The organism is Streptomyces sp. NPDC048442 (assembly GCF_040651475.1).
Classification (GTDB): domain Bacteria; phylum Actinomycetota; class Actinomycetes; order Streptomycetales; family Streptomycetaceae; genus Streptomyces.
The window spans coordinates 56947-81802 of record NZ_JBEZKB010000005.1 but is presented as its reverse complement, the minus strand read 5'-3'; the positions used below and the strand labels follow the sequence as shown (position 1 = coordinate 81802).

The 24856-nt window shown below is 71.1% G+C and carries 20 protein-coding genes; 10 read left to right on the top strand and 10 right to left on the bottom strand.

Annotated features, from left to right (window positions below; translation table 11 throughout):
- Positions 1-91 precede the first annotated feature (91 nt).
- The 4 genes from AB0D18_RS09920 to ybaK all read left to right on the top strand — a co-directional run bounded on the left by AB0D18_RS09920 (position 92) and on the right by ybaK (position 4397).
- The gene (locus tag AB0D18_RS09920; RefSeq protein ID WP_362414875.1) at positions 92-1699 is read left to right on the top strand and encodes an oxidoreductase; all 1608 of its coding nucleotides are present in this window, start codon (positions 92-94) and stop codon (positions 1697-1699) included.
- A 303-nt stretch (positions 1700-2002) separates the two neighbouring features.
- Positions 2003-3097: a hypothetical protein gene (locus tag AB0D18_RS09915; protein ID WP_362414873.1), complete on the top strand. Its 1095-nt coding sequence runs from the start codon at positions 2003-2005 to the stop codon at positions 3095-3097.
- A gap of 5 nt (positions 3098-3102) precedes the next feature.
- Entirely contained in the window at positions 3103-3879 is a 777-nt protein-coding gene (locus tag AB0D18_RS09910) for an LON peptidase substrate-binding domain-containing protein (protein ID WP_362414871.1), read from the top strand.
- A 17-nt stretch (positions 3880-3896) separates the two neighbouring features.
- The gene (ybaK, locus tag AB0D18_RS09905) at positions 3897-4397 is read left to right on the top strand and encodes a Cys-tRNA(Pro) deacylase (RefSeq protein WP_362414869.1); all 501 of its coding nucleotides are present in this window, start codon (positions 3897-3899) and stop codon (positions 4395-4397) included.
- 276 nt (positions 4398-4673) lie between these two features.
- On the opposite strand, the gene AB0D18_RS09900 is transcribed toward ybaK, so the two are convergent.
- The 4 genes from AB0D18_RS09900 to AB0D18_RS09885 form a co-directional block, all read right to left on the bottom strand.
- Positions 4674-5357 (bottom strand): ABC transporter permease, encoded by a 684-nt coding sequence (locus AB0D18_RS09900; RefSeq protein WP_362414867.1) that lies wholly within the window; start codon positions 5355-5357, stop codon positions 4674-4676.
- A 117-nt stretch (positions 5358-5474) separates the two neighbouring features.
- The gene (locus AB0D18_RS09895; RefSeq protein ID WP_362415305.1) at positions 5475-6281 is read right to left on the bottom strand and encodes an ABC transporter permease; all 807 of its coding nucleotides are present in this window, start codon (positions 6279-6281) and stop codon (positions 5475-5477) included.
- A 20-nt stretch (positions 6282-6301) separates the two neighbouring features.
- Positions 6302-7339: an ABC transporter ATP-binding protein gene (locus tag AB0D18_RS09890; protein ID WP_362415303.1), complete on the bottom strand. Its 1038-nt coding sequence runs from the start codon at positions 7337-7339 to the stop codon at positions 6302-6304.
- A gap of 183 nt (positions 7340-7522) precedes the next feature.
- Positions 7523-8833 carry an NYN domain-containing protein gene (locus AB0D18_RS09885; RefSeq protein WP_362414865.1) on the bottom strand — a complete coding sequence of 437 codons (1311 nt, stop codon included), beginning with the start codon at positions 8831-8833 and terminating at the stop codon, positions 7523-7525.
- A 318-nt stretch (positions 8834-9151) separates the two neighbouring features.
- On the opposite strand from AB0D18_RS09885, the gene AB0D18_RS09880 reads away from it, so the two are divergent.
- The gene (locus AB0D18_RS09880; RefSeq protein WP_362414863.1) at positions 9152-9313 is read left to right on the top strand and encodes a hypothetical protein; all 162 of its coding nucleotides are present in this window, start codon (positions 9152-9154) and stop codon (positions 9311-9313) included.
- A 158-nt stretch (positions 9314-9471) separates the two neighbouring features.
- Here the strand turns inward: AB0D18_RS09880 and dnaE are convergent, their stop codons facing one another.
- Positions 9472-13008: a DNA polymerase III subunit alpha gene (gene dnaE / locus AB0D18_RS09875; RefSeq protein ID WP_362414861.1), complete on the bottom strand. Its 3537-nt coding sequence runs from the start codon at positions 13006-13008 to the stop codon at positions 9472-9474.
- Between the two features lie 247 nt (positions 13009-13255).
- Here dnaE and AB0D18_RS09870 point away from each other — a divergent pair, with 247 nt between their 5' ends.
- From AB0D18_RS09870 to AB0D18_RS09855, 4 genes are all read left to right on the top strand, one after another.
- Entirely contained in the window at positions 13256-14581 is a 1326-nt protein-coding gene (locus AB0D18_RS09870; protein ID WP_362414860.1) for a DUF2252 domain-containing protein, read from the top strand.
- A gap of 55 nt (positions 14582-14636) precedes the next feature.
- Positions 14637-15329: a hypothetical protein gene (locus tag AB0D18_RS09865; protein WP_362414859.1), complete on the top strand. Its 693-nt coding sequence runs from the start codon at positions 14637-14639 to the stop codon at positions 15327-15329.
- A 102-nt stretch (positions 15330-15431) separates the two neighbouring features.
- Positions 15432-16244 (top strand): thioredoxin domain-containing protein, encoded by an 813-nt coding sequence (locus AB0D18_RS09860; RefSeq protein WP_362414857.1) that lies wholly within the window; start codon positions 15432-15434, stop codon positions 16242-16244.
- 98 nt (positions 16245-16342) lie between these two features.
- The gene (locus AB0D18_RS09855; protein WP_362414855.1) at positions 16343-18019 is read left to right on the top strand and encodes an alkaline phosphatase D family protein; all 1677 of its coding nucleotides are present in this window, start codon (positions 16343-16345) and stop codon (positions 18017-18019) included.
- A 68-nt stretch (positions 18020-18087) separates the two neighbouring features.
- Here AB0D18_RS09855 and AB0D18_RS09850 read toward each other — a convergent pair whose 3' ends face one another.
- Entirely contained in the window at positions 18088-18657 is a 570-nt protein-coding gene (locus tag AB0D18_RS09850; protein WP_362414853.1) for a dienelactone hydrolase family protein, read from the bottom strand.
- A 38-nt stretch (positions 18658-18695) separates the two neighbouring features.
- On the opposite strand from AB0D18_RS09850, the gene AB0D18_RS09845 reads away from it, so the two are divergent.
- A complete protein-coding gene (locus AB0D18_RS09845; protein ID WP_362414851.1) occupies positions 18696-19853 on the top strand; it encodes a mechanosensitive ion channel domain-containing protein in 1158 nt (385 codons plus the stop codon).
- Positions 19854-20149: 296 nt separating this feature from the next.
- Here AB0D18_RS09845 and AB0D18_RS09840 read toward each other — a convergent pair whose 3' ends face one another.
- The 4 genes from AB0D18_RS09840 to AB0D18_RS09825 all read right to left on the bottom strand — a co-directional run bounded on the left by AB0D18_RS09840 (position 20150) and on the right by AB0D18_RS09825 (position 24827).
- The gene (locus AB0D18_RS09840; protein WP_362414849.1) at positions 20150-21373 is read right to left on the bottom strand and encodes a DUF418 domain-containing protein; all 1224 of its coding nucleotides are present in this window, start codon (positions 21371-21373) and stop codon (positions 20150-20152) included.
- A gap of 172 nt (positions 21374-21545) precedes the next feature.
- Positions 21546-23132, bottom strand: coding sequence for a Na+/H+ antiporter (locus AB0D18_RS09835; RefSeq protein ID WP_362414847.1), 1587 nt, complete (start codon positions 23130-23132; stop codon positions 21546-21548).
- A gap of 286 nt (positions 23133-23418) precedes the next feature.
- The gene (locus AB0D18_RS09830; protein ID WP_362414845.1) at positions 23419-23889 is read right to left on the bottom strand and encodes a GNAT family N-acetyltransferase; all 471 of its coding nucleotides are present in this window, start codon (positions 23887-23889) and stop codon (positions 23419-23421) included.
- Positions 23886-24827 carry an RluA family pseudouridine synthase gene (locus AB0D18_RS09825; RefSeq protein ID WP_362414843.1) on the bottom strand — a complete coding sequence of 314 codons (942 nt, stop codon included), beginning with the start codon at positions 24825-24827 and terminating at the stop codon, positions 23886-23888. Before AB0D18_RS09825 ends, AB0D18_RS09830 begins: the two co-directional genes overlap by 4 nt.
- Between the last annotated feature and the right edge of the window lie 29 nt (positions 24828-24856).

The window sequence follows — 24856 nt, the reverse complement described above, 5'->3', positions numbered from 1 at the left end:
GACTGATACAGGCCACAGTGGTCCCGCGTGTCACTGGTGACCACTAGCGTTCAGTCCCTCACGCACAGGATCGAAGGGGAGGGCGGCGCGAGTGACCGAGGCGCAGCAGGATCCGGAGGCGCCCGACTGGCTCAGCGCGGCGGAGCTGGGCATGTGGCAGGCCTACCGCAACGGCAGCACCTACGACCTGCGGGTGCACGAACCGCTGGGCGACGACCCGATGACCGGCCGCCCCTGGGGCCCCGAGCGCAGCGTCCGGGCCAGGGTGGTGGCGCTGCTGCTGCTCAGCGGGCCGGACGCGCGGCCGGGGCGGGTGGCGGCGCTCAAGCTGTCCGGACTGCAGATCACCGGCGTGCTCGACCTGTCCGGCGGGACCGTCGCCCCGTACGTCGAGATGAACGGCTGCCGCTTCGAGAGCGAGGTCCTGCTGCCCGAGTGCCGGTTCAACACGCTGCGCCTCGTCGGCTGCTCGATCCCCCGGCTCGAAGCGGCCCGGCTGCACACCGAGGGCGATCTGCACCTCCCCCGCTGCCGGATCGCGGGCGGCATGCGCCTCACCGACGCCCAGATCGGCACCGACCTCCTGATCAACCAGATCGTGGTGCACCGGGACCGGCGCGGCCGGTCCATCGCGGCGGACGGGCTCTCGGTGGCGCAGGACCTGCAGGCCGAGCTGATCGAGACGCGCGGCGAGATCAGCCTGCGGGGCGCGAAGATCGGCGTGTCACTCAGCCTGCGCGGCAGCCGCCTCAGCAACCCGTACGGGCGCCGCGCGCTGAACGCCCCGCAGCTGACCGTCGAGCGGTCGCTGTACCTGACCCCGGCGGGCCTGTCCTCGCAGTCGTACGGCAACGCCACGCCTCCGTACGGGCTGGGCCAGGGCATGGGGAACACGCCCGCCAGGGGCGTGCGCATGCAGCGCTTCGAGTGCCAGGGCGGGCTGCGGCTCGACGACGGGCGGTTCGGCGACGCGGTCGACCTCCAGGACGCACGCTTCACGATGGAGAACGACCAGGAGCTGTCGCTGCGCCGCATCCAGACCCCCGAGCTGCGCTTCCTCGGCGACCGCCCGGACCGCGGGAAGGTGGTGCTGTCCGGCGCGAAGATCATCACCCTGGTCGACAAGTCGACGAGCTGGCCCGGTCCAGGCGGTCTCTCGATGGGCGGGTTCGTGTACGAGAACCTGGTTCCGCTCGGTCATTTCCCGCTCGCCCGGCGGCTGGAGTGGGTGACGGCGGCCACGCCCGAGTACGCCCCGGAACCGTACGAGCGGCTGGCTGCCGTCAAGCGCAACAGCGGCGAGGACTCCGAGGCCCGCGAGGTGCTGCTCGCCAAGCAGCGGCGCAGACGGGAGACGCTGCCGCTGGCCGGAAAGGTGTGGGGCGTCGTCCAGGACTGGACGGTGGCGTACGGCTACCGGCCGGGGCGGGCGGCGCTGTGGATGGCGGTGCTGTGGGCGGCGGGAGCACTGGCCTTCGCCCGCTACGACCCCGAGCCCATCAAGCCGGACGAACACCCGCAGTGGAGCGCACCGCTGTTCGCCCTCGACCTCCTGGTCCCGGTGATCAACCTCGGCCAGGACGGCTACTGGCGGCTGGAGGGCGGCTGGCAGTGGGCGGCCGCCGGTCTGATCCTGCTGGGCTGGATCCTCGCCACGACGGTGGCGGCGGGGGCTTCGCGGCTGCTGCGGCGGGGATGAGGTGGCCGAGGTGGCGTTGAGGTGGCCGAGGTGGCGTTGAGGTGGCCGAGGTGGCGTTGAGGTTGTTGAGGCGGGGACGGGGTCGTTGAAGCGGGGACGGGGTTGCCGAGGTGGGGACGACGGGCTGGGCAGTACATTCACCGCCCCCGCCCACCAAGCCCACACGCCCTCCCCGTCCGCCCCCTCTCCACCCGCTTTCTTTACCGTCCCTTGACCGGGGTCGGTACAACCTTCCTGCCGCTACCAAAGCTTCACAGCCCGCCCCTGGCACGCCGCTCACCTGCGGATTTCAATAGTTGAACCATGTCATTCCTTCGTGCGCTGCTGAGCTCCGCCCGCCCGGCCCGCCGCTCTCCCGAGCCCGGCTCCCGGCTGCCGACGGACGACGATCTGCTGCTCGACGCCCCCGACGAGCGGATCGCTCCGGCGCTCGTCGCCGCCGCCCAGGGCACGTACGCACCGGCCTCGGCACTGCTCGCCGCGACCCGCGAGCGGGCCGAGTGGGAGAACCGCGACCGGTACACGCTCCGGCTTGCCGCGTTCGCGCACCACCGCCAGGACTGGCTCACCGACTGGCTGCTGGCCGCCCCAGGCGACCCGGACGCCCTGCTGGTCAAGGCGGAGCTGGAGGTGAGCAGGGCGCTGGAGTCGCCGTTCCCCGCCGACCGGCTGCGCCCGGCGGGGCCGCTGATCGACGCCGCCGCCGCGGGCGCCCCGTGCGACCCGGTGCCGTGGCGGATCGCACTGGACCACGCCCGCGGGACGCTGGCCGCGCACGACACGTTCGAGGCGCTGTGGGGGCAGGCCGTGCGGCGCTCCTCGCACCACTACGGCTGCCATGTGGCGGCCCTGAAGTACCTGGCCGCACAGGGTTCGACCCACCGCGAGTGCTTCGACTTCGCGGAGCAGGCCGCCGAGGACGCGCTGCCGGGCTCGCTGATCCAGGCGCTGCCGGTCCGCGCGGCCTTCGCGCTGCTGCCGGGCGGGGCGGCGTGGACACCCCCGGCCGTGCAGTCGACGCCTTCGGCCGTGCAGCTGACCGCCCGGATCGACAGGGCCGCCGATCTGGCGATCGCCCTGTCCGCCGAGTACGAACCGGGCGACCCGTGGGCGGCCGAGGTGCGCAATCTCCTCGCGTACGTGCTGGTCAGCAGGGAGCGGTGGACCGAGGCCCTGGAGCAGTTCCAGCTGATCGGCCCGTACGCGACGTCCTTCCCGTGGGCGTCGCCGGCCGTGGACACACCGGCCGGGGACCCGCTCTGCCGCTTCCTCGAACTGCGGGACGCGGCCCAGTCCAGGGCGGCCTCCCGGGCGGCGCCCGAAGCGGGCCGTACGAAGCCGGTGGGGGCCCGTCGGTGGACTCCCGGCCGGAGCAGGTCCGACGGCCATTACGCTTGACCGCTGTGACCACCGCTCGCCTGCCGCTCTTTCCGCTGAACTCGGTACTGTTCCCGGGCCTCGTGCTGCCGCTGAACGTGTTCGAGGAGCGTTATCGCGCCATGATGCGCGACCTGCTCAAGTCCCCCTCCGGGGACGGCGGCGCCGACGAGGACTCCGACGACGACGAGCCGCGCCGGTTCGCCGTCGTCGCGATCCGTGACGGCCGTGAGGTCGCCCGCACCGCCACGGGCATGCCCGACGACCCGGCGGCGGTGACCGAGCAGGGACCCGCGGCGGGCTTCGGCGCGGACCCGATCCAGGCGTTCCACCGGGTGGGCTGCGTCGCGGACGCGGCGACGATCCGCGAGCGCGAGGACGGCAGCTTCGAGGTCCTCGCCACCGGTACGAAGCGGGTGAAGCTCCTCTCCGTGGACGCGAGCGGCCCCTACCTGGTGGCCGAGCTCGAAGAACTCGACGAGGAGCCGGGCGAGGAGGCGGGAGCCCTCGCCGAGGGCGTCCTGCGCGCCTTCCGTACGTACCAGAAGCGCCTCGCCGGCGCCCGCGAGGCGACCCTCACCACGGCCGCCGACCTCCCCGACGAGCCCTCCGTCGTCTCCTACCTGGTCGCGGCGGCGACGATGCTCGACACACCGACCCGCCAGCGGCTCCTGCAGGCCCCGGACACGGCCACCCGCCTCCGCGAGGAACTGACCATCCTCCGCACGGAGTCGGCGCTCATCCGCCACCTCCCGTCCGTCCCGGCGGAAGCCCTCACCCGTACGCCCACCTGCCCCAACTGACCTCAGGGACCGTTACGTTGGCGAAGAAGAAGCAGTCCGCAGCGGCGGGCGGCACCCCGGCGACCGTGGCCCTGACGGCGGCGGGCACGGCCTACACCCTGCACGCGTACGCGCACGACCCGGCGGCGGCGTCGTACGGCGAGGAGGCGGCGGAGGCGCTCGGCGTCACCCCGGACCGGGTCTTCAAGACCCTCGTCGCCGACGTCGACGGCACGCTCACGGTGGCGGTGGTCCCGGTGGCGGGCTCCCTCGACCTCAAGGCCCTCGCCTCGGCGGTCGGCGGCAAGCGCGCGACGATGGCGGACCCGGCGGCGGCGGAACGGACGACGGGGTACGTCCGGGGCGGCATCTCCCCCCTGGGCCAGCGCAAGAAGCTCCGCACCGTGCTGGACGCCTCCGCCTCGTCCCACCCCACCATCTGCATCTCGGCGGGCCGCCGCGGCCTGGAGGTCGAACTGGCCCCCGCGGACCTGGCGACGCTCACCGCCGCGGTCCTCGCCCCGATCGGGCGTGCGTAGGGTCTCGACGGACCCGGCCCCCTCCACTAGCTTCCACGGTCCGACCGTGAGGCGAGGGGTGACGCGATGTCCAAGAAGACCCGCAAACGGAAGTGGCGCATCAAAAAACACAAAGCAAACCATGGCCGCCGCCCGGCCTGAACGAGTGGGCTAGGGGGTAAGGGGCAATCTTTTAGGGGCGCGGGGCTGTGTTGATATGCGGCTCCGCCGCGTGGGCGCGCCCAGCCACGACGCGCCCGCACGAAGACCACCGGCCCCCACACCCCCGGCCTCCCCCTACTGGGGCCCGGGGCCAGGCCCCGGCTCAGACCCCGCGCCCGGCGCCCCGTAATACGCCCCCCACTCAAACTCCGGCTCCGGATCCCGCACCCCCCACACCGCCGTAAGCCCCAAATGCACCAGCACCGCCACGAACGGCCACGCCAGCAGTGCCCCCTTCGCCTCCAGCTTCAGCGGGGCGTCGAAGACCACGCCCACCCCCACGGCCTTCGCATGGGCCACCACGTCCGCCGTCGGCCCGAACCAGCCGCCGGCCAGCAGGCCCAGCAGCGCCCCCAGGAACGGACCCAGCGCCAGCGCGATCACCAGCGGAATCCCGCCCCGCCGGTAGAACCAGAAGGCGAGGGCCGCGCTGAGGAAACCGAAGCCGACGGACAGCAGGACAAACGTTCCGTCAGCGCCCGCCGCCTCCTCGCCCTCGGTGTCCTTGAGGAAGACCGCCTTGTCGGTCGAGACGAGCGGAACCTTCGGCGCCAGCCACACCCACAGCAGCCCCAACAGCAGCCCGGCCACCACTGTCACCCCCAGCACGACCAGGGCCCGCAGGACGTCCGTCCCGAGATCGGGTTCGTCCGGCCCGGCGGAGTGGGCAGAGGAGCCGGACCCGCCGTCGTACGCCGCGGGCGTCTGCCAGGGGTCGTGGGGCGAGGGCTGGTGAGGCGGTGTCAGAGGAGCGGTCACTCCGACATCGTGCCAGGCCCCGCCGAGCCCCGCCTCACCGGTCACCTGCCCCGCGGGCGGCCGCCACACCTCCGCAGGCCCCGCGGGCAGCCGGGCCCCGGAGCACGGAACGGTCCCTCAGCGCACCGCCGCCCGCCGGTACGCCCACGTGGCCACGGCGAGCGAGACGACGCCCACCCCCGCGCACACCCCCAGGTCGAGCCCGACCGCCGCCCAGTCCGGATGCGCGTCGAAGGTCCGGGCGAACGCCTCCACCCCGTACGTCGACGGCAGCAGGTCCCTCGCGTACGAGATGACCGCCGGCATCCGCTCCGCCGGCAGCACCCCGAGCAGCAGCGCCGCCGACATGCCCAACTGGCCGAGCAGCGTGGCCAGTTCGGGTCGCGGGGCGAGCAGCCCCAGGGCTGCACCGAGCCCGGACAGGGCAGCTCCCGCGAGCGGGATCACCGCCACCAGCACCCACACGTTCCCCATCGGCAGCCCGAAGAGCGCACAGCCGACGCCCGCCGTGACGAGCGTCCCCGGCACGGTGAAGGACGCGTACGCGGCGGCCGCGCCCAGCACCACCGACGCGGGCGGCACCGGCAGCGTCGCGTAGTGGTCGAGCCCGCCGCTCGCCCGCAGCTGCCCGAAGTACTGGGCCAGCAGGTTCAGCGCGACGAACGCCACGACCAGCACGCTCGACCCGGCGACCACGGCCCGCGCCTCGCCTCCGCCGTCCACGACTCCGCGCATCAGGATCATGATCCCGACGGACTGGAAGGTCGCGACGAAGAGCAGCGGAATGCGCGCCACCCTGGCCCGCGAGAGCTGCGCCCGGTACACGGCGGCAAGCGAGGGCAGGAAGCGCGCGGAGGGCGCGAGCTCCGCCGCTCCTGCGGCCACCGCCGTACGGGCGCCGGCGGCCGGCACGGCGGCCCCCACTGCCTCGATCGACCCAGCACTCACGCCTTGACCAGCCCTTCCGTACGCCCGCCGCCGAGCGCGAGGTACACGTCCTCCAGGCTCGGGGTGGCCAGCGTGAAGTCGTCGAGGGCGGCGAAGGCCGCGCCTCCCGTGACCGCGGCGACCGCGGCCCGTGCCTCGTCCGGCGCCAGCCTGAGCACCCACCGGCGCCCGGACACCTGCACCCGGTCCCCGGATCCGTCCCCCGGGCCGCCGCCAAAGCCGTCAAAGCCGCCGACGCGGCCGCCGAGCCCGCGCAGCGCGGCCACCTCGGGCACGTCGAGCGGCGCCCGCTCCCGCCACACCAGTTCGAGGCGCACCTCGTCGGCGACCTGCGCCTTGAGTCCGGCCGGGGTGTCGCAGGCGATGACGCGCCCGCGCTCCAGGACGGCGACCCGGTCGAGGACGGTCTCCGCCTCGATGACGTTGTGGGTGACCAGCAGGACGGTCGCACCGCGTTCGGCCCGGCGCCGGTCGACCGCCGACCAGACCGCGCGCCTGGCGACCGGGTCCATGCCGGTGGTGGGCTCGTCGAGGACCAGTACCGGCCGTTCCCCGACCAGTACGGTCGCGAAGCACGCCAGCCGCCGCTGCCCGCCGGACAGCTTCTTCAGGGGCTTGCCCGCGATCGGGGTCAGTCCGAGTTCTTCGAGTACGTCGTCCCGCTCGGCCCGCGCCTGCTTCAGGGGCAGTCCGCGCAGCCGCCCGGTCGTCTCCACGGCCAGCGACACGGTCAGCTCGTCGAGAGCACTGCTCTCCTGCCCGAGGTAGGCGAGGAGGCGGGAGGCCCGCTCCGGGTGGCGTACGAGGTCGTGGCCGAGGACGTCGACGCTGCCCGCGTCGGGCCGCATCAGGCCGGTCAGCTGCCGTACGAGGGTGGTCTTGCCCGCACCGTTGGGGCCGAGGAGGCCGAAGATCTCGCCGCGCCGCACGGTGAGCGAGATGCCGTCGCTGGCCCGGACCTCCGGGACGGCGGGCGCGCCGCGCCGGGCGCGGGCCGCGGGGTACACCTTGACCAGCCCGTCGACCGCACACACGACAGCCCTGTCGTGCGGTTCCCGACCCGTGTCCGTGGTGTCCGCTGTGCCCGTACTCACGAGCCACGAGCCTACGTGGTCCCCGGCCCTCCGAAAGCCGCCGGGGTCCACGCCCGCAGTGCCGCGCCGAGCCGCACGCCGAGCCCTGCCCCGGGCCGTGCACCACCCCTGTGCGGACGGGTCCTAGTCCGCCACCGCCGCGTGTTCGGCCGCCGCCCGTACGTCGATCTCGCGCCAGAAGCCCGCCCGGATCGCGTACCGGTCGTGCTCGTCGATCTGGTCGTCCTTGTGCGCGAGGAGGCCGAACCTGGCCGCGTACCGCAGCAGCTCGCCGTCGATGCGGTGCGGGATGCGCGGGTACATCGTGGACAGCTTCTGGGTGTGGACGGGCTCCGGGAGGCGTTCCATCCAGCGGCGGGCGAAGACCTGGCCCACCTCGAAGGGGTCGCCGCCGACCGTGGTGATGTCCTCCTCGCGGTCCGCCCAGCGCTGCTCGGCGCTGGTGAGCTGGGCGAGGGTGGGCAGCGACGCGGTCTCCGGGGGTTCGCCCAGGGCCGCGGTGCTGCCCGGACGCTCCACCCAGCCCTTGTCGGACGACCAGCGCAGGGTCGCGCTGCCGGCCGGGGGGTGCGGGGCGTGCGGCGGGTGCTGGGCGGCCTGGGTGCCGGGGCCGCGCAGCCCGGCCAGGTCCTTCGGGGTGGGAACGCCCTTGGCCGCTGCGGCGGCCCGGCCCTCCGTGCCGTTGGGGGCGGGGGCCTGCGGGGCGGCGGTGCCGTTGCGGGCGGCTTCGGGCCGCTGGGCCTCGGCGCGGGCCTGCGCCTCAAGGCGGGCCTGTGCCTCCGCCTGGGCGGCGAGCGCGGACTCGGGCAGGGGCGCGGAGAGGATGGCGGCGATCTCGGGGCGCGGCACCGGCGGCGGGGCGCACACGCCGCCGTACTCCTTGGCCCGTACCGCCCGGGTGATCCACGCCCGGTCCAGGACGCGGCGCTCGTCGGCCTCCGCGACCAGGTCCTCGGACTGGTTGTAGTCGCCGTCGGCGGCCTGCACCGCCCAGAGGTGGACGGCGACGCCGTGCTCCTTGGCGGACATCAGTCCGGGCAGCAGATCGCCGTCGCCGGTGACGAGCACAATGTCGGAGCAGGCGCGATTTCTGGCCAGCTCGGTGAGTTCCGCGTGCATGGCCGCATCCACGCCCTTCTGCGCCCAGCGGCCGTCGCTGCGGGTCAGGGCTCCCAGCCGTACGGTCACCCGGGGCATGACGCGCAGCCGCCGGTGTTCCGGCTGCGGTACGCGGTCGGGGGCGCCGTCGAACCAGTAGATCCGCAGCAGTGGCTGTTCCGTATCGGCCACGGCCCGTTCGCGCAGACCCTGGATGAGGGCGGCATGGTCGACGGTGATGCGCGAGCGGGCCGGCTCCCCGGCCAGCAGGCTCGCGGCGGCGCCCAGCAGATAGCCGGCGTCCACCAGGACGACGCAACGATCCACGCGTTCCACCCTCTTTCAGGAACCTCGGAAATTGTTCGAAGCTGAGTTCTTCGAAAGCTGAGTTCTTCGAAAAGCGGGGAAGAACTCGAAAACAAAGGACAAGGGCCAAGAGGCATACGGGTTTCTATCGAGTCTGCCCGACCTCGCGGGGCTTAACGGCCGGAACTCGATCATCGGCGTGGCGAAGGGTGAAGTTCGCGCGGAAGTTGTGCTCGATTACTCCGCACGGCGTCCGGTTACGTACAGCAATGATCCAAAATGCGCGTTCTGTCCTGCCGTGTGAGTCTGGTCCCGGCCCTGGCACCTAGACCTTTCAGGAGGCATCCCATGGCCAAGAACAAGAACAGCCGCAAGCAGCCCACTCAGCAGGACAAGGCTTCGCAGCAGTCGGAGAAGGACAGTTCCTTCGAGGCGCCTGCCCAGCCCCCCGCGCAGGGCAGCCCGGCCGACGTGGCCCGTAAGCATCAGCGTCGCTTCGGCCACAACTAAGCAGCACTGAGCACCACTGGCACCACTGGTTTCACAGGTTCCACTGGTTTCACAGGTTCCACTGGCTCCACATAAGTGAGGCGCGCCCCCGTGCACAGGGGCGCGCCTTTCTTTATGTCCCGTACGGTCAGCCCGCCAGGTCTTTACGTCTCCTGCGGTCAGCCCGCCAGACAGCTCGGCCCGAGCAATACCTTCAGGTCGCCGAAGAGGGCCGGGTCGGCCGTCACCCGGTGCCGGTCGAGCCGCAGCACGGTCGTCTTGCGCGCGCCGAGCAGTTTGATCCGCACCTCGGTGTTGCCGCGGTGGTGCTGGAGGATCTCGCCGAGCTTGGTGATCATCGGCGGGGTGACCTTGACGGTGGGGATGGTCAGCACGACCGGGGCGTTCGTCCCCGCGTTCGACAGGTCGGGGACCTGGAGTTCCATGGCGACCAGCCGCGGCACGTCCTCGCGCTTGTCCAGGCGGCCCTTGACGAAGACGACCGTGTCCTCGACGAGCTGTGTCGACACCAGTTGGTACGTCGCCGGGAAGAACATGCACTCGATGGAGCCCGCCAGGTCCTCGACCGTGGCGATCGCCCATGCGTTGCCCTGCTTGGTCATCTTCCGCTGGAGGCCGGAAATGATACCGCCGACCGTGATGACCGCGCCGTCCGAGTGCTCGCCGCCCATGAGCTGGGCGATCGCCGCGTCCGCCTTGTCGGACAGCACGTGCTCCAGGCCGAAGAGCGGGTGGTCGGAGACGTACAGGCCGAGCATTTCGCGCTCCTGCGCGAGCAGGTACGACTTCTCCCACTCGATGTCGGAGAACTCCACGTCGAGTCCGAAGCCGGGCTCCTCGCTGTCCTCCTCGCCGCCGCCGAAGAGGTCGAACTGCCCCTCGGCCTCCTTGCGCTTGACCTGCACCACGTTGTCGATCATCGGCTCGTGGTGCGCGACGAGGCCCTTGCGGGTGTGTCCCAGCTCGTCGAACGCGCCCGCCTTGATCAGTGACTCGACCGTCCGCTTGTTGCAGACGACGGCCTCGACCTTGTCGAGGAAGTCGGGGAAGGAGGAGTACTTCCCCTTCGCCTTGCGCATCCGGATGATCGAGTCGACGACGTTCTGCCCGACGTTGCGGACGGCGGTCAGGCCGAAGAGGATCACGTCGTCGCCCTGGGCGGCGAAGTTCGACTCCGACTCGTTGACGTTGGGCGGCAGCACCTTGATGCCCATGCGGCGGCACTCGTTGAGGTAGACGGCCGACTTGTCCTTGTCGTCCTTCACCGAGGTGAGCAGGGCCGCCATGTACTCGGCGGGGTAGTTCGCCTTGAGGTAGGCGGTCCAGTACGTGACCAGGCCGTACGCGGAGGAGTGCGCCTTGTTGAAGGCGTATCCGGCGAACGGCACCAGCACGTCCCAGAGCGCCTGGATGGCCTGGTCGCTGTAACCGTTCTTCTTCGCGCCCTCCTGGAAGAGGACGAAGTTCTTCGCCAGTTCCTCGGGCTTCTTCTTGCCCATCACACGGCGCAGGATGTCGGCCTCGCCGAGGGAGTACCCGGCGATGATCTGGGCGGCCTTCTGCACCTGCTCCTGGTACACGATGAGGCCGTAGGTGAGGCCGAGCGTCTCCTTCAGGGGCTCTTCGAGCTCCGGGTGGATCGGCGTGATCTCCTGGCGGTTGTTCTTGCGCTCCGCGTAGTTGGTGTGCGAGTTCATGCCCATCGGGCCCGGCCGGTAAAGGGCCGAGACAGCAGAAATGTCCTCGAAGTTGTCGGGCTGCATCTGGCGGAGCAGCGAGCGCATGGGGCCGCCGTCGAACTGGAAGACGCCGAGCGTGTCACCGCGGCAGAGCAGTTCGAAGGTCTTCGCGTCGTCCAGCGGCAGGGAGAGCATCTCCAGGTCGATGCCCTTGTTGGCCCGGACCATCTTGACGGCGTCGTCCATGATGGTCAGGTTGCGCAGGCCCAGGAAGTCCATCTTGAGCAGGCCGAGCGACTCGCACTGCGGGTAGTCCCACTGCGTGATGGTGACGCCGTCGGTGTGCCGCGTCCACAGCGGGGCGTGGTCGACGATCGGCTCGCTGGACATGATGACGCCGGCCGCGTGCACGCCCATCTGGCGGACCAGGCCCTCGACGCCCTTGGCGGTGTCGATGACCTTCTTCACGTCCGGCTCGTTCTCGTACATCCCCCGGATCTCGCCCGCCTCGCTGTAGCGCGGGTGCTTGGGGTCGGTGATGCCGGAGAGGTCGATGCCCTTCCCGAGGACGTCGGCGGGCATCGCCTTGGTGAGCCGGTCGCCCATCGCGTACGGATAGCCGAGCACGCGGGCGGAGTCCTTGATCGCGTTCTTCGCCTTGATCTTTCCGTAGGTGCCGATCATGGCGACCTTGTCCGAGCCGTACTTCTCGGTCACGTACCTGATCACTTCGACGCGCCTGCGCTCGTCGAAGTCGATGTCGACGTCGGGCATGGAGATGCGCTCGGGGTTGAGGAAGCGCTCGAAGATCAGACCGTGCGTGATCGGGTCGAGGTCGGTGATGCCCATGGCGTACGCGACGATCGAACCGGCTGCCGAGCCGCGTCCCGGGCCCACCGCGATGCCCTGCTTCTTGGCCCACATGATGAAGTCGGCGACGACCAGGAAGTACCCGGGGAAGCCCATCGAGATGATGGTGTCCATCTCGTACTCGGCCTGCTTCTGCCGGTCCTCGGGGACACCGCCCGGGTAGCGGCGGGCCATGCCGACCCGGACCTCCTCCTGGAACCAGGTGATCTCCGTGAAGCCTTCCGGGATGTCGAACTTCGGCATCAGGTCACGCTTCTCGAACATCCCGGTGGTGTCGATCTGCTCGGCGACCAGGAAGGTGTTGGCGCAGCCCTCCTGCCAGGCGTCCGACGAGTCGATGGCGTACATCTCCTCGGTCGACTTCAGGTAGTAGCCGGTGCCGTCGAAGCGGAAGCGGTCCGGGTCGGAGAGGTTCTTGCCGGTCTGGATGCAGAGCAGGGCGTCGTGCGCCGTCGCCTCGTGCGCGTACGTGTAGTGCGAGTCGTTGGTGACCAGCGGCGGGATGCCCAGCTTCTTGCCGATCTCCAGCAGCCCGTCGCGGACCCGGCGCTCGATCTCGATGCCGTGGTCCATCAGCTCCAGGAAGTACTTGCCCTCGCCGAAGATGTCCTTGTAGTCGGAGGCCGCCTGCACGGCCTCGTCGAACTGGCCGAGCCGCAGCCGGGTCTGGACCTCGCCGGACGGGCACCCGGTGGAGGCGATCAGACCGTCGGACCACTTGGCGATGGTCTCCTTGTCCATCCGCGGCCACTTCGTCAGCCAGCCCTCGGCGTACGCGTCCGAGGACAGCCGGAAGAGGTTGTGCAGGCCGGTGCTGTTCGACGCCCAGATCGTCTTGTGCGTGTAGCCGCCCGAACCCGAGACGTCGTCGCGCTTCTGGTGCGGCTGGCCCCACTTGATCTTCCGCTTGTTGCGCCGGGACTCCGGGGCGACGTACGCCTCGATGCCGATGATCGGTGTGACGCCCGCCTTCTGCGCCGTGTGGAAGAAGTCGTACGCCCCGTGCAGATTGCCGTGGTCGGACATCGCGATGTGCGACATCCCCATCTGGTTGGCCGCGTCGAACATGTCCTTCAGCCGCGCGGCACCGTCCAGCAGCGAGTACTGGGTGTGTACATGGAGGTGCGTAAAGGGCGGCTTGGTCACGGCGGGGGCCTCCGGGTGCGGGTCGGTGACAGGGGTGTGGGCAGGGATGTGAACAGGGGTGTCGAGCGGTGGGTCGGGCAGGCAGGAAGTCTACTTCTCGGCACTGACAAACCCGGGGTGCGCGAGACTGCCGGACGCCGGGGCACTCAGGGGTACGGTCGTGCGTTGAACGGGGCAGCAGACCTGTCCCCCGATGTCCCCATTCCCCCCGTACGCGCACGTACGTCATGCACCAGGAGGCCCGGCGATGCCGGTTCCGCAGACAGATGCCGCCCAGCGCGGCGAGCAGATCCTCGCCGTCTTCGAAGGCGCCTTCGGCCAGCTCCTTGCCGCCGACCCGGCCGCCTTCCGGGTCAAGTTCCGGAAGATGGCCGCCTCCGCGTTCGCCTTCTACCGGGGCACCGCCTGCCTGTTCTACGCCGACCAGGAACGCGAGCAGAACACCGGCCCGTACCTGGACGAGCGGACCTCCCGGGTGTGGATCCACGGCGACCTGCACGCGGAGAACTTCGGCACGTACATGGACGCCGAAGGCCGCCTGATCTTCAACGTCAACGACTTCGACGAGGCCTACGTCGGCCCCTTCACCTGGGACCTCAAGCGCTTCGCCGCCTCCATCGCCCTCCTCGGCTACCAGAAGGCGCTCGGCGACGACCAGATCGGCGACCTGGTGGGGGTGTACGCGGCCGCCTACCGCGAGCGCATCCACCAGCTCGCCACCGGCGCCAAGAACGACGAGGTGCCGCCCTTCACCCTGGACACCGCGCAGGGCCCGCTCCTGGACGCGCTGCGCGACGCCCGTGCGCTGACCCGGTTCGGCCTGCTCGACTCGATGACCGAGATCCGCGACTTCGAGCGGCGCTTCGCCGCGGGCGGCGGCTCCATCGACCTCGACGCCGCCACCCGGTACAAGGTCCTGGCCGCCTTCGACGGCTACCTGGAGACGCTGCCCGAGTCGTCCCTGACCCGCCCCGACTCCTACCGCGTGAAGGACGTCGTCGGGCGCCGCGGCATCGGCATCGGCTCGGCGGGCCTGCCCTCGTACAACATCCTCCTGGAGGGCAACAGCGACGCCCTGGAGAACGACGTGATCATCTACATGAAGCAGGGCCAGACCCCCGCGGTCTCCCGGCACATCACCGACGCCGCCGTCCGCGACTACTTCCAGCACGAGGGCCACCGCACGGTCATCTCGCAGCGCGCCCTCCAGGCGAACGCCGACCCGTGGCTGGGCTGGACCGAGCTGGACGGGCAGGGCCAGCTCGTCGCCGAGGTGTCGCCGTACGCGGTGGACCTGAACTGGTCGGACATCGACGAGCCCGACGAGATCGCCGCCGTCGTCGCCGACCTGGGCCGGGCCACGGCCACCATGCACTCGGCGGCCGACGACGAGAGCGGGCACTCCCTGGTGCCGTTCTCCACGGAGCGGGCCATCGACGCGGCGATCGCCGCCGACGAGGACGGCTTCGCCGGCCTGCTGGTCGACTTCGCGCACAGCTACGGGGCGCGGGCCCGCCAGGACCACCAGATCTTCGTGGACCTGTTCCGCAACGGTCGCATCACGGGTCTGTAGCCCTTTCCGCATCCTTAGAGGGCCCTTATCCGGGCCCGTGGCACACTCACTCACGATGGGCATATCCAGGACTCCGCTGAGAACCTTGCGGGCAGCACTCTTCACGGCACTCGTCGTGACGCTGTCCGTGGGTTCGCACGTGCTGCTGTCCGGAGCCCCGCTGCCCCCGCTCACGGTCGCCGTCCTCGGTGCCGCCGTGTTCGGCCTGGCGTACGCACTGGCCGGGCGGGAGCGCGGCTTCGCGCCGATCGCCGCCCTGCTCGTACCACTGGAACTGGCGGCGGACACCCTCTTCACCACCGGACAGCACGTCTGTTACGGGCCCTCCGGCGGGCCCGTCGCCGGTGCGTTGCGCTCCTTCGGGCTCGACGTGCTCTGCGGCGGGACGCCGGTCGGCGCCCCCTTCGTCCACACCGGAGCGAAGGAACGCCTCTGGGTCCTGCTCGCCTCCCCCGACCCCGCGCTGCCCTGGCTGCTGCTCGGGGCGCACCTGGCGATCGGGCTGCTGGCCGCCCTGTGGCTCCGGTGCGGCGAGGCGGCCCTGGCGGGCCTGCTCCGTACGACCGCCGTGGGTGCCTTCCGGCCGCTGCTGCTCGCGGTCGCCTCCGTGGCGGGTGTTTTCCCGGTACGGGGCCCCGGGCGCGCCGCGCCGTGCCGCGACGCCGCCGAGGTGTTGCGCAACCGGCTGCTGGTGCACTCGGTGGGCCTGCGCGGGCCGCCCGCCGCCGGGCTCGTCCTCGCCGCCTGAGCCCCGCCGCGTACCCGCGTACACATCCGCGCGGCGTACGTACGTCCGCCGGGCCGGGCAGTCCCCACACGGCAGTTCAGCACCCACGGAGTTGGAACGATCATGAGCGCACGCAACAACCAGGCGAACAAGCAGGCGGCCCGCGAGCGGCTGAAGGCCGAGCGCGAGCGGCAGGCCAAGAAGGACAGGACCAAGCGGCAGCTCATCGTCGCCGGGTCGGTCGTGGCCGTCCTCGCGATAGCCGGCGGTGTCGGTTACGCCGTCATCCAGGCCAACAAGCCGAAGGCCTGGGAGGCGGCCAAGGAAGCCTCCGTCACCAAGCCCGCCCACACCACCGGCACCGACGGCACCACCGTCGTCATCGGCAAGGCCGGCGCGAAGAAGACCCTCGAACTGTACGAGGACCCGCGCTGCCCGAGCTGTGCCGGCTTCGAGCAGGCGAACGGCGAGCAGATCAAGAAGGACGTCGACGCCGGCAAGTACAAGATCCAGTACGTCGGCGCCACCTTCATCGACAACATGGCGGGCGGCGAGGGCTCCAAGAACGCGACGAGCGCGCTGGGCGCCGCGCTGAACGTGAGCCCGGAGGCGTTCCTCACGTACAAGGGCGCGCTGTACTCGCAGGCCAACCACCCCGAGGAGACCGTCGACAAGTTCGCCGACGACAACTACCTCATCAAGGTCGCCGACCAGATCCCGGCCCTCAAGGGCAACAAGAAGTTCCAGGACGCGGTCAAGGCCGGCACCTACGACGCGTGGGCGCTGAAGATGTCGGCGAAGTTCGACAGCAGCGGCGTCAAGGCCACCCCGAGCCTGAAGATGGACGGCAAGGCGGTCGTCAAGGAGGGCACCGACAGCGCCCCCGTCGCCCCGGGGGACTTCAAGACGGCGCTCGACAAGGCCCTGAAGGGCTGACGCTTCCTCAGAAGGACCTGAACGCCTGGTCAACGGGTGGGTGAACATTTACACGTTCACCCACCCGGGTCGCCTACCGATCAGTAATGTGATCGGCCGTGACCAGTCAATTCACTTCTGCCACGGGTGTCCCCAGTGCCACACGGACCCCGTCCCGCCGCACGGCTCTGAAAGCCGCTGCCGCCACCGTCGCCGTTCCCGCCCTCATAGGCACGGCGGCCCTCCCCGCCGCAGCGGCGACCTCCGCCGCCCCCGCCTTCCTGCACGGCGTGGCCTCCGGCGACCCGCTGCCCGACGGCATCCTGCTCTGGACCCGTATCACCCCGCTCCCCGAGGCCGTACCCGGTTCCGGCGCCGGCCCGGACACCGCGGTCGGCTGGGAGGTGGCGGAGGACAAGGACTTCGGCCGCGTCGTCGCTCGGGGGACGACGACCGCGACCGCCGCCACCGACCACACCGTCAAGGTCGATGTAAGGGGCTTGCGCCCGGAGACCGCCTATTACTTCCGCTTCTCCTGCGGCGATACGTTCTCCCCGGCCGCCCGCACCCGCACCACCCCCGCCGCCGACTCCGCCACCGCCGGGGTCCGCTTCGGCGTGGTGTCCTGCGCCAACTGGGAGTCCGGCTACTTCTCCCCCTACCGCCACCTCGCGGCCCGCGCCGACCTGGACGCGGTCCTGCACCTCGGCGACTACGTCTACGAGTACGCGTCGGGCGGCTACCCCGAGGCCAAGTACGTCGTACGGCAGCACGAGCCGAAGCACGAGATCGTCTCGCTCGCCGACTACCGCACCCGGCACGGCAAGTACAAGACGGACCCTGACCTCCAGGCCCTGCACCACAGACACCCGGTGGTCGCGATCTGGGACGACCACGAGTTCGCCAACGACGCCTGGTCCGGCGGCGCCGAGAACCACACCCCGGGCGCCGAGGGCGACTGGGCGGCCCGCACGGCAGCCGCGAAGCAGGCCTACTTCGAGTGGATGCCGGTCCGCGCCTCCGTCGCCGGCACCGTCTACCGCCGTCTGCGCTGGGGCAAGCTGGCCGATCTGCACCTCCTTGACCTGCGCTCCTTCCGCTCGCAGCAGGCGGCGGTCGGCAGCGGCAAGGTCGACGCCCCGGAGCGTACGATCACCGGCCGCGCCCAGCTGGACTGGCTGAAGTCCGGACTGGCCGCATCCGACGCCGCCTGGAAGCTCGTCGGTACGTCCGTGATGATCTCGCCGGTCGCCTTCGGGTCCCTGCCCGCGCACCTCCTGGAGCCGATCGCCGAGCTCGTCGGCCTGCCCAAGGAGGGTCTCGCGGTCAACACCGACCAGTGGGACGGCTACACGGACGACCGCAAGGAACTCATCGGGCACCTGCAGGACCGAGGTATTGGCAACACGGTCTTCCTCACCGGCGACATCCACATGTCGTGGGCCAACGACGTGCCGGTGAAGGCCGCGACGTACCCGTCGTCGGGCTCCGCCGGAGTCGAGTTCGTCGTCACGTCGGTGACCTCGGACAACCTCGACGACATCCTGCACGTCGCCCCGCAGACCGTCTCGCTGGTCGCGGCGACCGCCGTCAAGGCCGCCAACCGCCATGTGAAGTACGTGGACATGGACTCGCACGGCTACGGCGTCCTGGACGTCACCGCCGAGCACTCGCAGATGGACTACTACGCGGTCTCCGACAAGACCCGCCAGGACGCCACCAGTGCGTGGCGCAGGTCCTACCGGACCCGGTCGGGCACGCAGCGGGTGGAGCGGGTGTACCAGCCCGTGCGTTGACCCCGTTGACCCCGTTGCCCCCGTTGCCCCCGGGGCGGGGCCGCCGCGAGGCGGCCCCGCCTTCCCGCCTACAGCGTCGCCAGAAACCCCAGCGCGACCTTCCAGGTCTGCTCGGCGGCGGCCTGGTCGAAGTCCGGCAGCTCCGGGTCCGTGAAGAGGTGCCCGGCGCCCGGGTAGCGGTAGATCTCCACGTCCGCGCCGGCCCGCCGCATCTGGAGGTACCAGGCGTTCAGCCAGTCGCCCGACTCGAACGGATCCGGGTCGGCGATGTGCAGCTGCACGGGCAGCTCGTCGGCCGTCGCGTCCTCGGCGAGGTCCGAGGTGCCGTGCAGAAGCAGCAGGCCACGGGCCTTCTCGTCGCCGAACGCGAGGTTCTGCGCGACCGCCCCGCCCCAGGAGAACCCCGCGTACACGAGGCCCTTGTCGGAGTGCGGGGCCGCGGCCACCACGGCCCGCCGCAGCAGCTCCTCACGGCCGATCCGGTCCAGGAGGGCCTGACCCTCCTCGGCGGTGCCGGCCGTTTGACCCTCGTACAGGTCGGGCACGTGCACCTGGTGCCCGGCGGCACGCAACCGTTCGGCGGCAGCATGCACGGCCGGGCGCAGACCGTAGACGGAGTGGAAAAGAATGATGTCCATTCCGCAATCCTGCCAGCCAGCGCCGGAGTCGCGAAGTCATGGAGAACGTACTGCGCCCGTTGATCGTGCTGGGCGGCTCGGTCGTGCTCACGCTGTTCCTGGGCTGGGTCGTCGACCTCGTCCTGCGCCGCGCCGACGCCCGCCACCACGAGACCCCGCTGTGGGGGCTGCTGCGCCGCTGCCGGCCACCCCTGATGGTCGTCCTGCTCACCGCGCTGCTGCGGGGGGCGTACGACCAGACCAACCTCAAGCTCGTCGAGGACCACCAGGCGGGCATCGGACAGGTCCTGTCCCTCGTCCTGATCGCCGCGACGGCGTGGCTGATCGTGCGGGTCGCCTCCACGGTCTTCGAGTCGTCGTACGCGCGTTATGCCTCCCAGCAGTCCCGGGACGCCGCCCGGGTGCGCCGGGTACGCACCCAGGTCACGCTCATCATGCGGATCGTGACGGCGGTCGTCGGCGTGGTCGCGGTGGCCGCCATGCTCATGACCTTCCCCAACATGCAGGCCATCGGGAAGTCGATGCTGGCGTCGGCGGGAATCATCGGCATCGTCGCCGGTGTCGCCGCCCAGTCGACGCTCGGCAATCTCTTCGCGGGCTTCCAGATCGCGTTCGGCGACATGGTCCGCATAGGTGACACGGTGGTCGTGGACGGCGAGTGGGGTGTGGTCGAGGAGGTCACCCTCACCTTCCTCGCCGTACGCACCTGGGACGAGCGCCGGATCACCATGCCCGTCTCCTACTTCACCAGCAAGCCCTTCGAGAACTGGTCGCGCGGCGGCGCACAGATGACCGGCACGGTCTTCCTCCAGCTCGACCACAGCGCCCCGCTGCCCCTGATGCGCGAGCACCTCCAGGAAATCCTCGCCCGGACCCCCTCCTGGGACGGCCGCGACTGGAGCCTGGCCCTCACCGGCACCACCCCGAACACGATCGAGGTGCGGATCGTGGTCACCGCGAAGGACGCGGACGACATCTGGGCGGTACGGTGCACGGTCCGCGAGCAGATGATCGCCTGGCTCTGCGAAAAGCACCCGTACTCGCTCCCCCGGGTCGCCACCGCGGACGCCGTCCTCGCCCCGGACGGCCAGTGGCCCGACCTCCACCGGTCGAACGGCCGCCCGCCCCGCGCGTCCGAACTCCACACCAACAACGCCACCATCCGCACCGCCGACCCCGACACAGGCCGCGGCTAACCCGCGCACCCCGGCGAGCCCTCTTGGGCAGCGGGGCACTGTGCGGGTACGTCGTGGCTGATCGCGCAGTTCCCCGCGCCCCCAAATGCCTGCCCCTCAGCCCCGAGCCCCCGCGGGCGGCTGACGCCGCCGACCCCTAGCCTCCTTGGGCAGCGGGGCCGCCCCCCGGGGGCAGTGGGGTCTCCCCTGCTCGAGCGAAGCCGAGAGCTTGGGGAAGGGTGGGCAAGGGGGCGGCCCCCACGCGGAGCCCCCTTCCGCGACCGCCCGCCCCCGACGCCGCCCCACACCGACACCCGCTACCGCCCCAACACCCACCCCTGCACCCCCTCCAACGGACCCTTCCGAAACCTCCGCAGCCACAAGGACGCCCCCACCATCAACCCCCCACTCACCGCGGCCCACAGCCCCATGACCCACCAAGGCCCGCCCCCGGCGAACCGCTCCGCAAGTCCCAGCCCGAACCCGTACGCCACCACCACACACACCACGTTCTGCAGCACGTAGCAGGACAGCGCGGTCCGCCCCACCGCCGAGAGGCCGGTCACCAGGACCCCGTCCCCCCGCACCCGGTCAAGGACCACCCCCACCAGCCCCATGTACCCCACCGCCAGCACGGGTGCGGCCACGTACCGCTCGATCAGCAAGAAGTCCGCTCCACCCACCCCCGCCGCCACCGTCAGCGGCACACCGACCCCAAGCCCCCACCGCGCCATCCGCCCCCGGATCTCCCGCCCGGCCGCGTCCGCCCCGAACGCCCCCGCCCGGAACAGCCGTACGCCCAGCAGGAAGAGGAGCACCAGCAGCGAGAAGGTCAGCACCGGCTCCAGCCGCAGCACGATCGCGTGCTGCAGCCGGAAGGCGATCTGCTCCAGATACCCGCCGTCGGCGTAGAGGCGTACGACCTCCGCGTCGACCGGCTCACCGGAACCGGAACTGGAACCGGAACTGGAACCGGAACCGTCCCCCGTGGTGGCCAGGACCACCGTCAGCAGCCCCATCCCCACCACATGTAGGCTGCCCGCCACCCACATCACCACCCGCCGGAACCTCTCCGTCCGAGTCAGCGTCCAGGCCACCACCAGCGCCGTCACCGCGTACCCCATCAGCACGTCCCACGCGAAGACGAAGACGAAGTGCACGGTCCCCTCGGCGAAGAGGAACAGCGCCCGCCACTTGTACCGCCCCGGCCACCGCTCCCCGCGCCGCTGCGCCGATCCGTACTGGATGGCCAGTCCGACCCCGAACAGCACCGTCAGCATCGACAGGAACTTGCCGTCCGCGAACAGCCGGAAGATCCCCTCCGCCGCTCCGCCGAAGGTCCCGTCGGTGAGCGGGGAATCCATCCCGCCCTGGAGGATGCCCCACTCGGAGCCGGGAGAGGTGAAGATCCACACGTTGGTCATGAGGGTGCCGAGGATCGCGGCCCCGCGCAGTACGTCGAGCAGCGGCAGCCGCCCGCCGCCCGTCCGCACCACCCCCGCGGCAGTCCCCGCGGCGCTCCCCGTAGCGATCTTGGTCATGCTCAACTCCCCTGGCGACTCAGGCCCTTGGCGACTCGGGCCCTTCAGGCCCCGGCCCTGCCTTCTCATCGTCACCGGGTGATCACCGCCGCACGTCATGAGCGGTGACGAGTCCCCACTGCACCCTTCGATGCACCCGCCCCCGGCCGCGACCGGCACCAGGGGCGGAGTCTCACCTCAGACTGCGTACATCCAGCTGGTAGAGCACCCGGTCCACGACCTCCGGGTCCACCCCCGGCTCGTTGCGCGCGGCGAGCACCTCGTGCCGGGCGGCCGACATCATCTCCCGCTGGATCCGGGCCGCCGCCTTCACCCGGACGGCCCGCGTCGCGTACGCCTCGCGACGTTCCTCGTCGACGATGTCGGGGCTGATCCTGGCGCCGATGTCGAAGGCTCCGCGCAGCAGCCGCTCGGTGAGCTCGTCGGGGAGTTCCTCGACCTCCCCGATCTCCTTCAGCCGCCGCTTCGCCGCCTTCGCGGCCCGTACCGCCAGGGCGTGCTCCAGGTCGCGCTCGGCGTCCGTGTCCGCCCGTACGCCCAGCTTGCGCACCAGCCAGGGCAGCGTGAGCCCCTGGAACACCAGCGTCGTCATGATCACGCAGAAGGCGACGAAGAGGATTTCGTCCCTCGCCGGAAACGGCTCCCCCGACTCCGTCTTGAGCGGGATCGCGAGCACCAGCGCCACCGACGCCACCCCGCGCATTCCGGCCCACCACATGACGACGGTCTCCCGCCAGCTCATCGGAATGTCCTCGTCCACGTCGCGCAGCTTGTGCAGCCGCTTCGCGAGCCAGGTCGCGGGCAGCAGCCACAGCAGCCGTACGCCGACGACCACGACCACCACCAGCGCGCCCCAGCCGAGCATCTCGCCGAACCGCCCGTCCGCCAGGCCGAAGACGGAGTGCAGCTCCAGGCCGATCAGGCCGAAGGCGACCCCGGTGACCAGGGTGTCCACGATCTGCCAGAAGGTCTGCCCGGCGAGCCGCCCCTGCACGTCGTCGGCGTCGACGGCGTGCGAGGCGAGGTAGAGCGCCGCCGTGAGCACGGCCAGCACGCCCGACCCCAGGAACTCCTCCGCCAGTACGTAGCTGACGAACGGCACCAGCAGCGTCAACCCGATCTGCAGCGTCGCGTCGCCGAGATAGCCCATCAGCTTGTTGCTGATCCAGCCGAGGCCGCCGCCCACCAGGACGGCGACCACGGCGGACAGCACCAGCTCGCCCATCGCGGCGGGCCAGGAGAAGGTTCCGCTGACGGCCGCGCCGATGGCCACGTGGTAGAGCACGATCGCGGTGACGTCGTTGAAGAGCCCTTCGCCCTCCAGGATCGACACCAGGCGCCGGGGCAGTCCGAGCGAGCCCGCGACGGCGGTCGCGGCGACCGGGTCCGGCGGCGCGACGAGCGCCCCGAGCGCGACGGCTGCGGCGATGGGCAGTCCGGGCACGACGGCATTGGCGACGGCGGCGACGGCCGCCGTCGTCACGAAGACGAGCGCCACGGCCAGCAGCAGGATCGGCCGGAAGTTGGCGGTGAACTGCCGCCAGGAGGTCCGCTGCACGGCCGCGTACAGCAGCGGCGGCAGCACCAGCGGAAGGATGAACTCCGGCGGGATGTCCGGATTCGGTACGAACGGGATGAGCGCCAGCACCACCCCGGCCAGCGTCATCAGCACCGGCGCGGGCAGCCCCAGCCGCTCCCCCAGCGGCACGGAGACCACCGCCCCGAGCAACAGCACGAACAGCAGCGCCAATTGATCCACGGGATGCCCTCCGGGCAGTTCGAAGCAGTGATTCATACGATGATCAAGGCTTCAAGCGTGCCACGAAGGGCGGCAAAACGTCGCAGAAGGGTCCGCAGGCGGCCGTACGCACACCGCGTCCGACCAGATCCGGGGCAGCACGGCCACCGCGCCCGGCCAGATCCACGGCAGTCCTGGCGCCGCACCCGGTCAGACCCGGGGGCCGTACTGGCGCCGCACCCGGCCAGACCCGGGGCCGTACTGGCGCCGCACCCGGTCAGACCCGCGGCAGTGCCGACCGGCCCGGTCAGATCTCCCGGCGCATCGCCCGGTGGTCGATGTCCGCGTCCAGGAACACCGGCCCGTACGCCACGTACCCCAGCCGCTCGTAGAAACTCAGGGCGTGCGTCTGCGCGTGCAGGTCGATCGCGGTCAGACCGCGCGTCCGCGCCGCGTCCTCGATGCCGCGCACCAGCGCCGCCCCGATGCCGAGCCCACGCGCCGCCCCGCTCACGGCGAGCCGCCCGAGCGAACCGACCTCCGGTCCCGCACCCGTCTTCCCGGCCGCGTCGGCGCCGTACAGCAGCCGTCCGGTGCCGAGCGGCGTGCCGTCCCCGGCGACCGCCAGGACGTGCACCGCACTCGTGTCGTACGTGTCGTACTCCAGTTCGGCGGGCACTTCCTGCTCGACGACGAAGACCTCCTTGCGCACCGAGAAGCACGCGTCGATGTCCTCGGGCCCCGCCGCCACCCGCACCGTGTACGAGGAGGCGGTCACTCGCTCTCCGCGCGGATCACGTCCAGGGCGTGCTGGAGGTCGTCCGGGTAGGGGCTCTCGAACTCGACCCAGTCGCCGCTGCCCGGGTGCGTGAAGCCCAGCCGCATGGCGTGCAGCCACTGCCGGGTCAGGCCCAGACGCTTCGCGATGGTCGGGTCCGCGCCGTAGGTCGTGTCGCCGACGCAGGGGTGGCGGTGGGCGGACATGTGCACGCGGATCTGGTGCGTACGCCCCGTCTCCAGCTTGATGTCCAGCAGGGACGCGGCGCGGAACGCCTCGATGAGGTCGTAGTGCGTGACCGACGGCTTGCCCTCGGCGACCACGGCCCACTTGTAGTCGTGCTGCGGGTGCCGGCCCACGGGGGCGTCGATGGTGCCGCTCATCGGGTCCGGGTGACCCTGGACGAGGGCGTGGTAACGCTTGTCGACCGTACGCTCGCGGAACTGCGTCTTGAGCGAGGTGTACGCGCGCTCCGACTTGGCCACGACCATCAGGCCCGACGTGCCGACGTCGAGCCGGTGCACGATGCCCTGGCGCTCGGCGGCACCGGAGGTGGAAATGCGGTAGCCGGCGGCGGCGAGGCCGCCGATGACGGTGGTGCCGGTCCAGCCGGGGCTGGGGTGCGCGGCGACACCCACCGGCTTCACGATCACCAGCACGTCGTCGTCATCATGGATGATCTCCATGCCTTCGACGTGCTCGGCGACGATCTGGACGGGGGCGACGGGGGCGGGCATCTCGACCTCGAGCCAGGCCCCGCCGTGCACGCGCTCGGACTTCCCGACCACCGCGCCGTCGACCTGGACCTTTCCGGCAGCGGCGAGCTCGGCCGCCTTGGTCCGGGAGAACCCGAACATCCGGGAAATAGCGGCGTCGACGCGCTCGCCTTCAAGGCCATCGGGAACGGGCAGGGTGCGGATCTCGGGAATCGTACTCACCCGTCGAGTATGCAGGACCACACCGACAA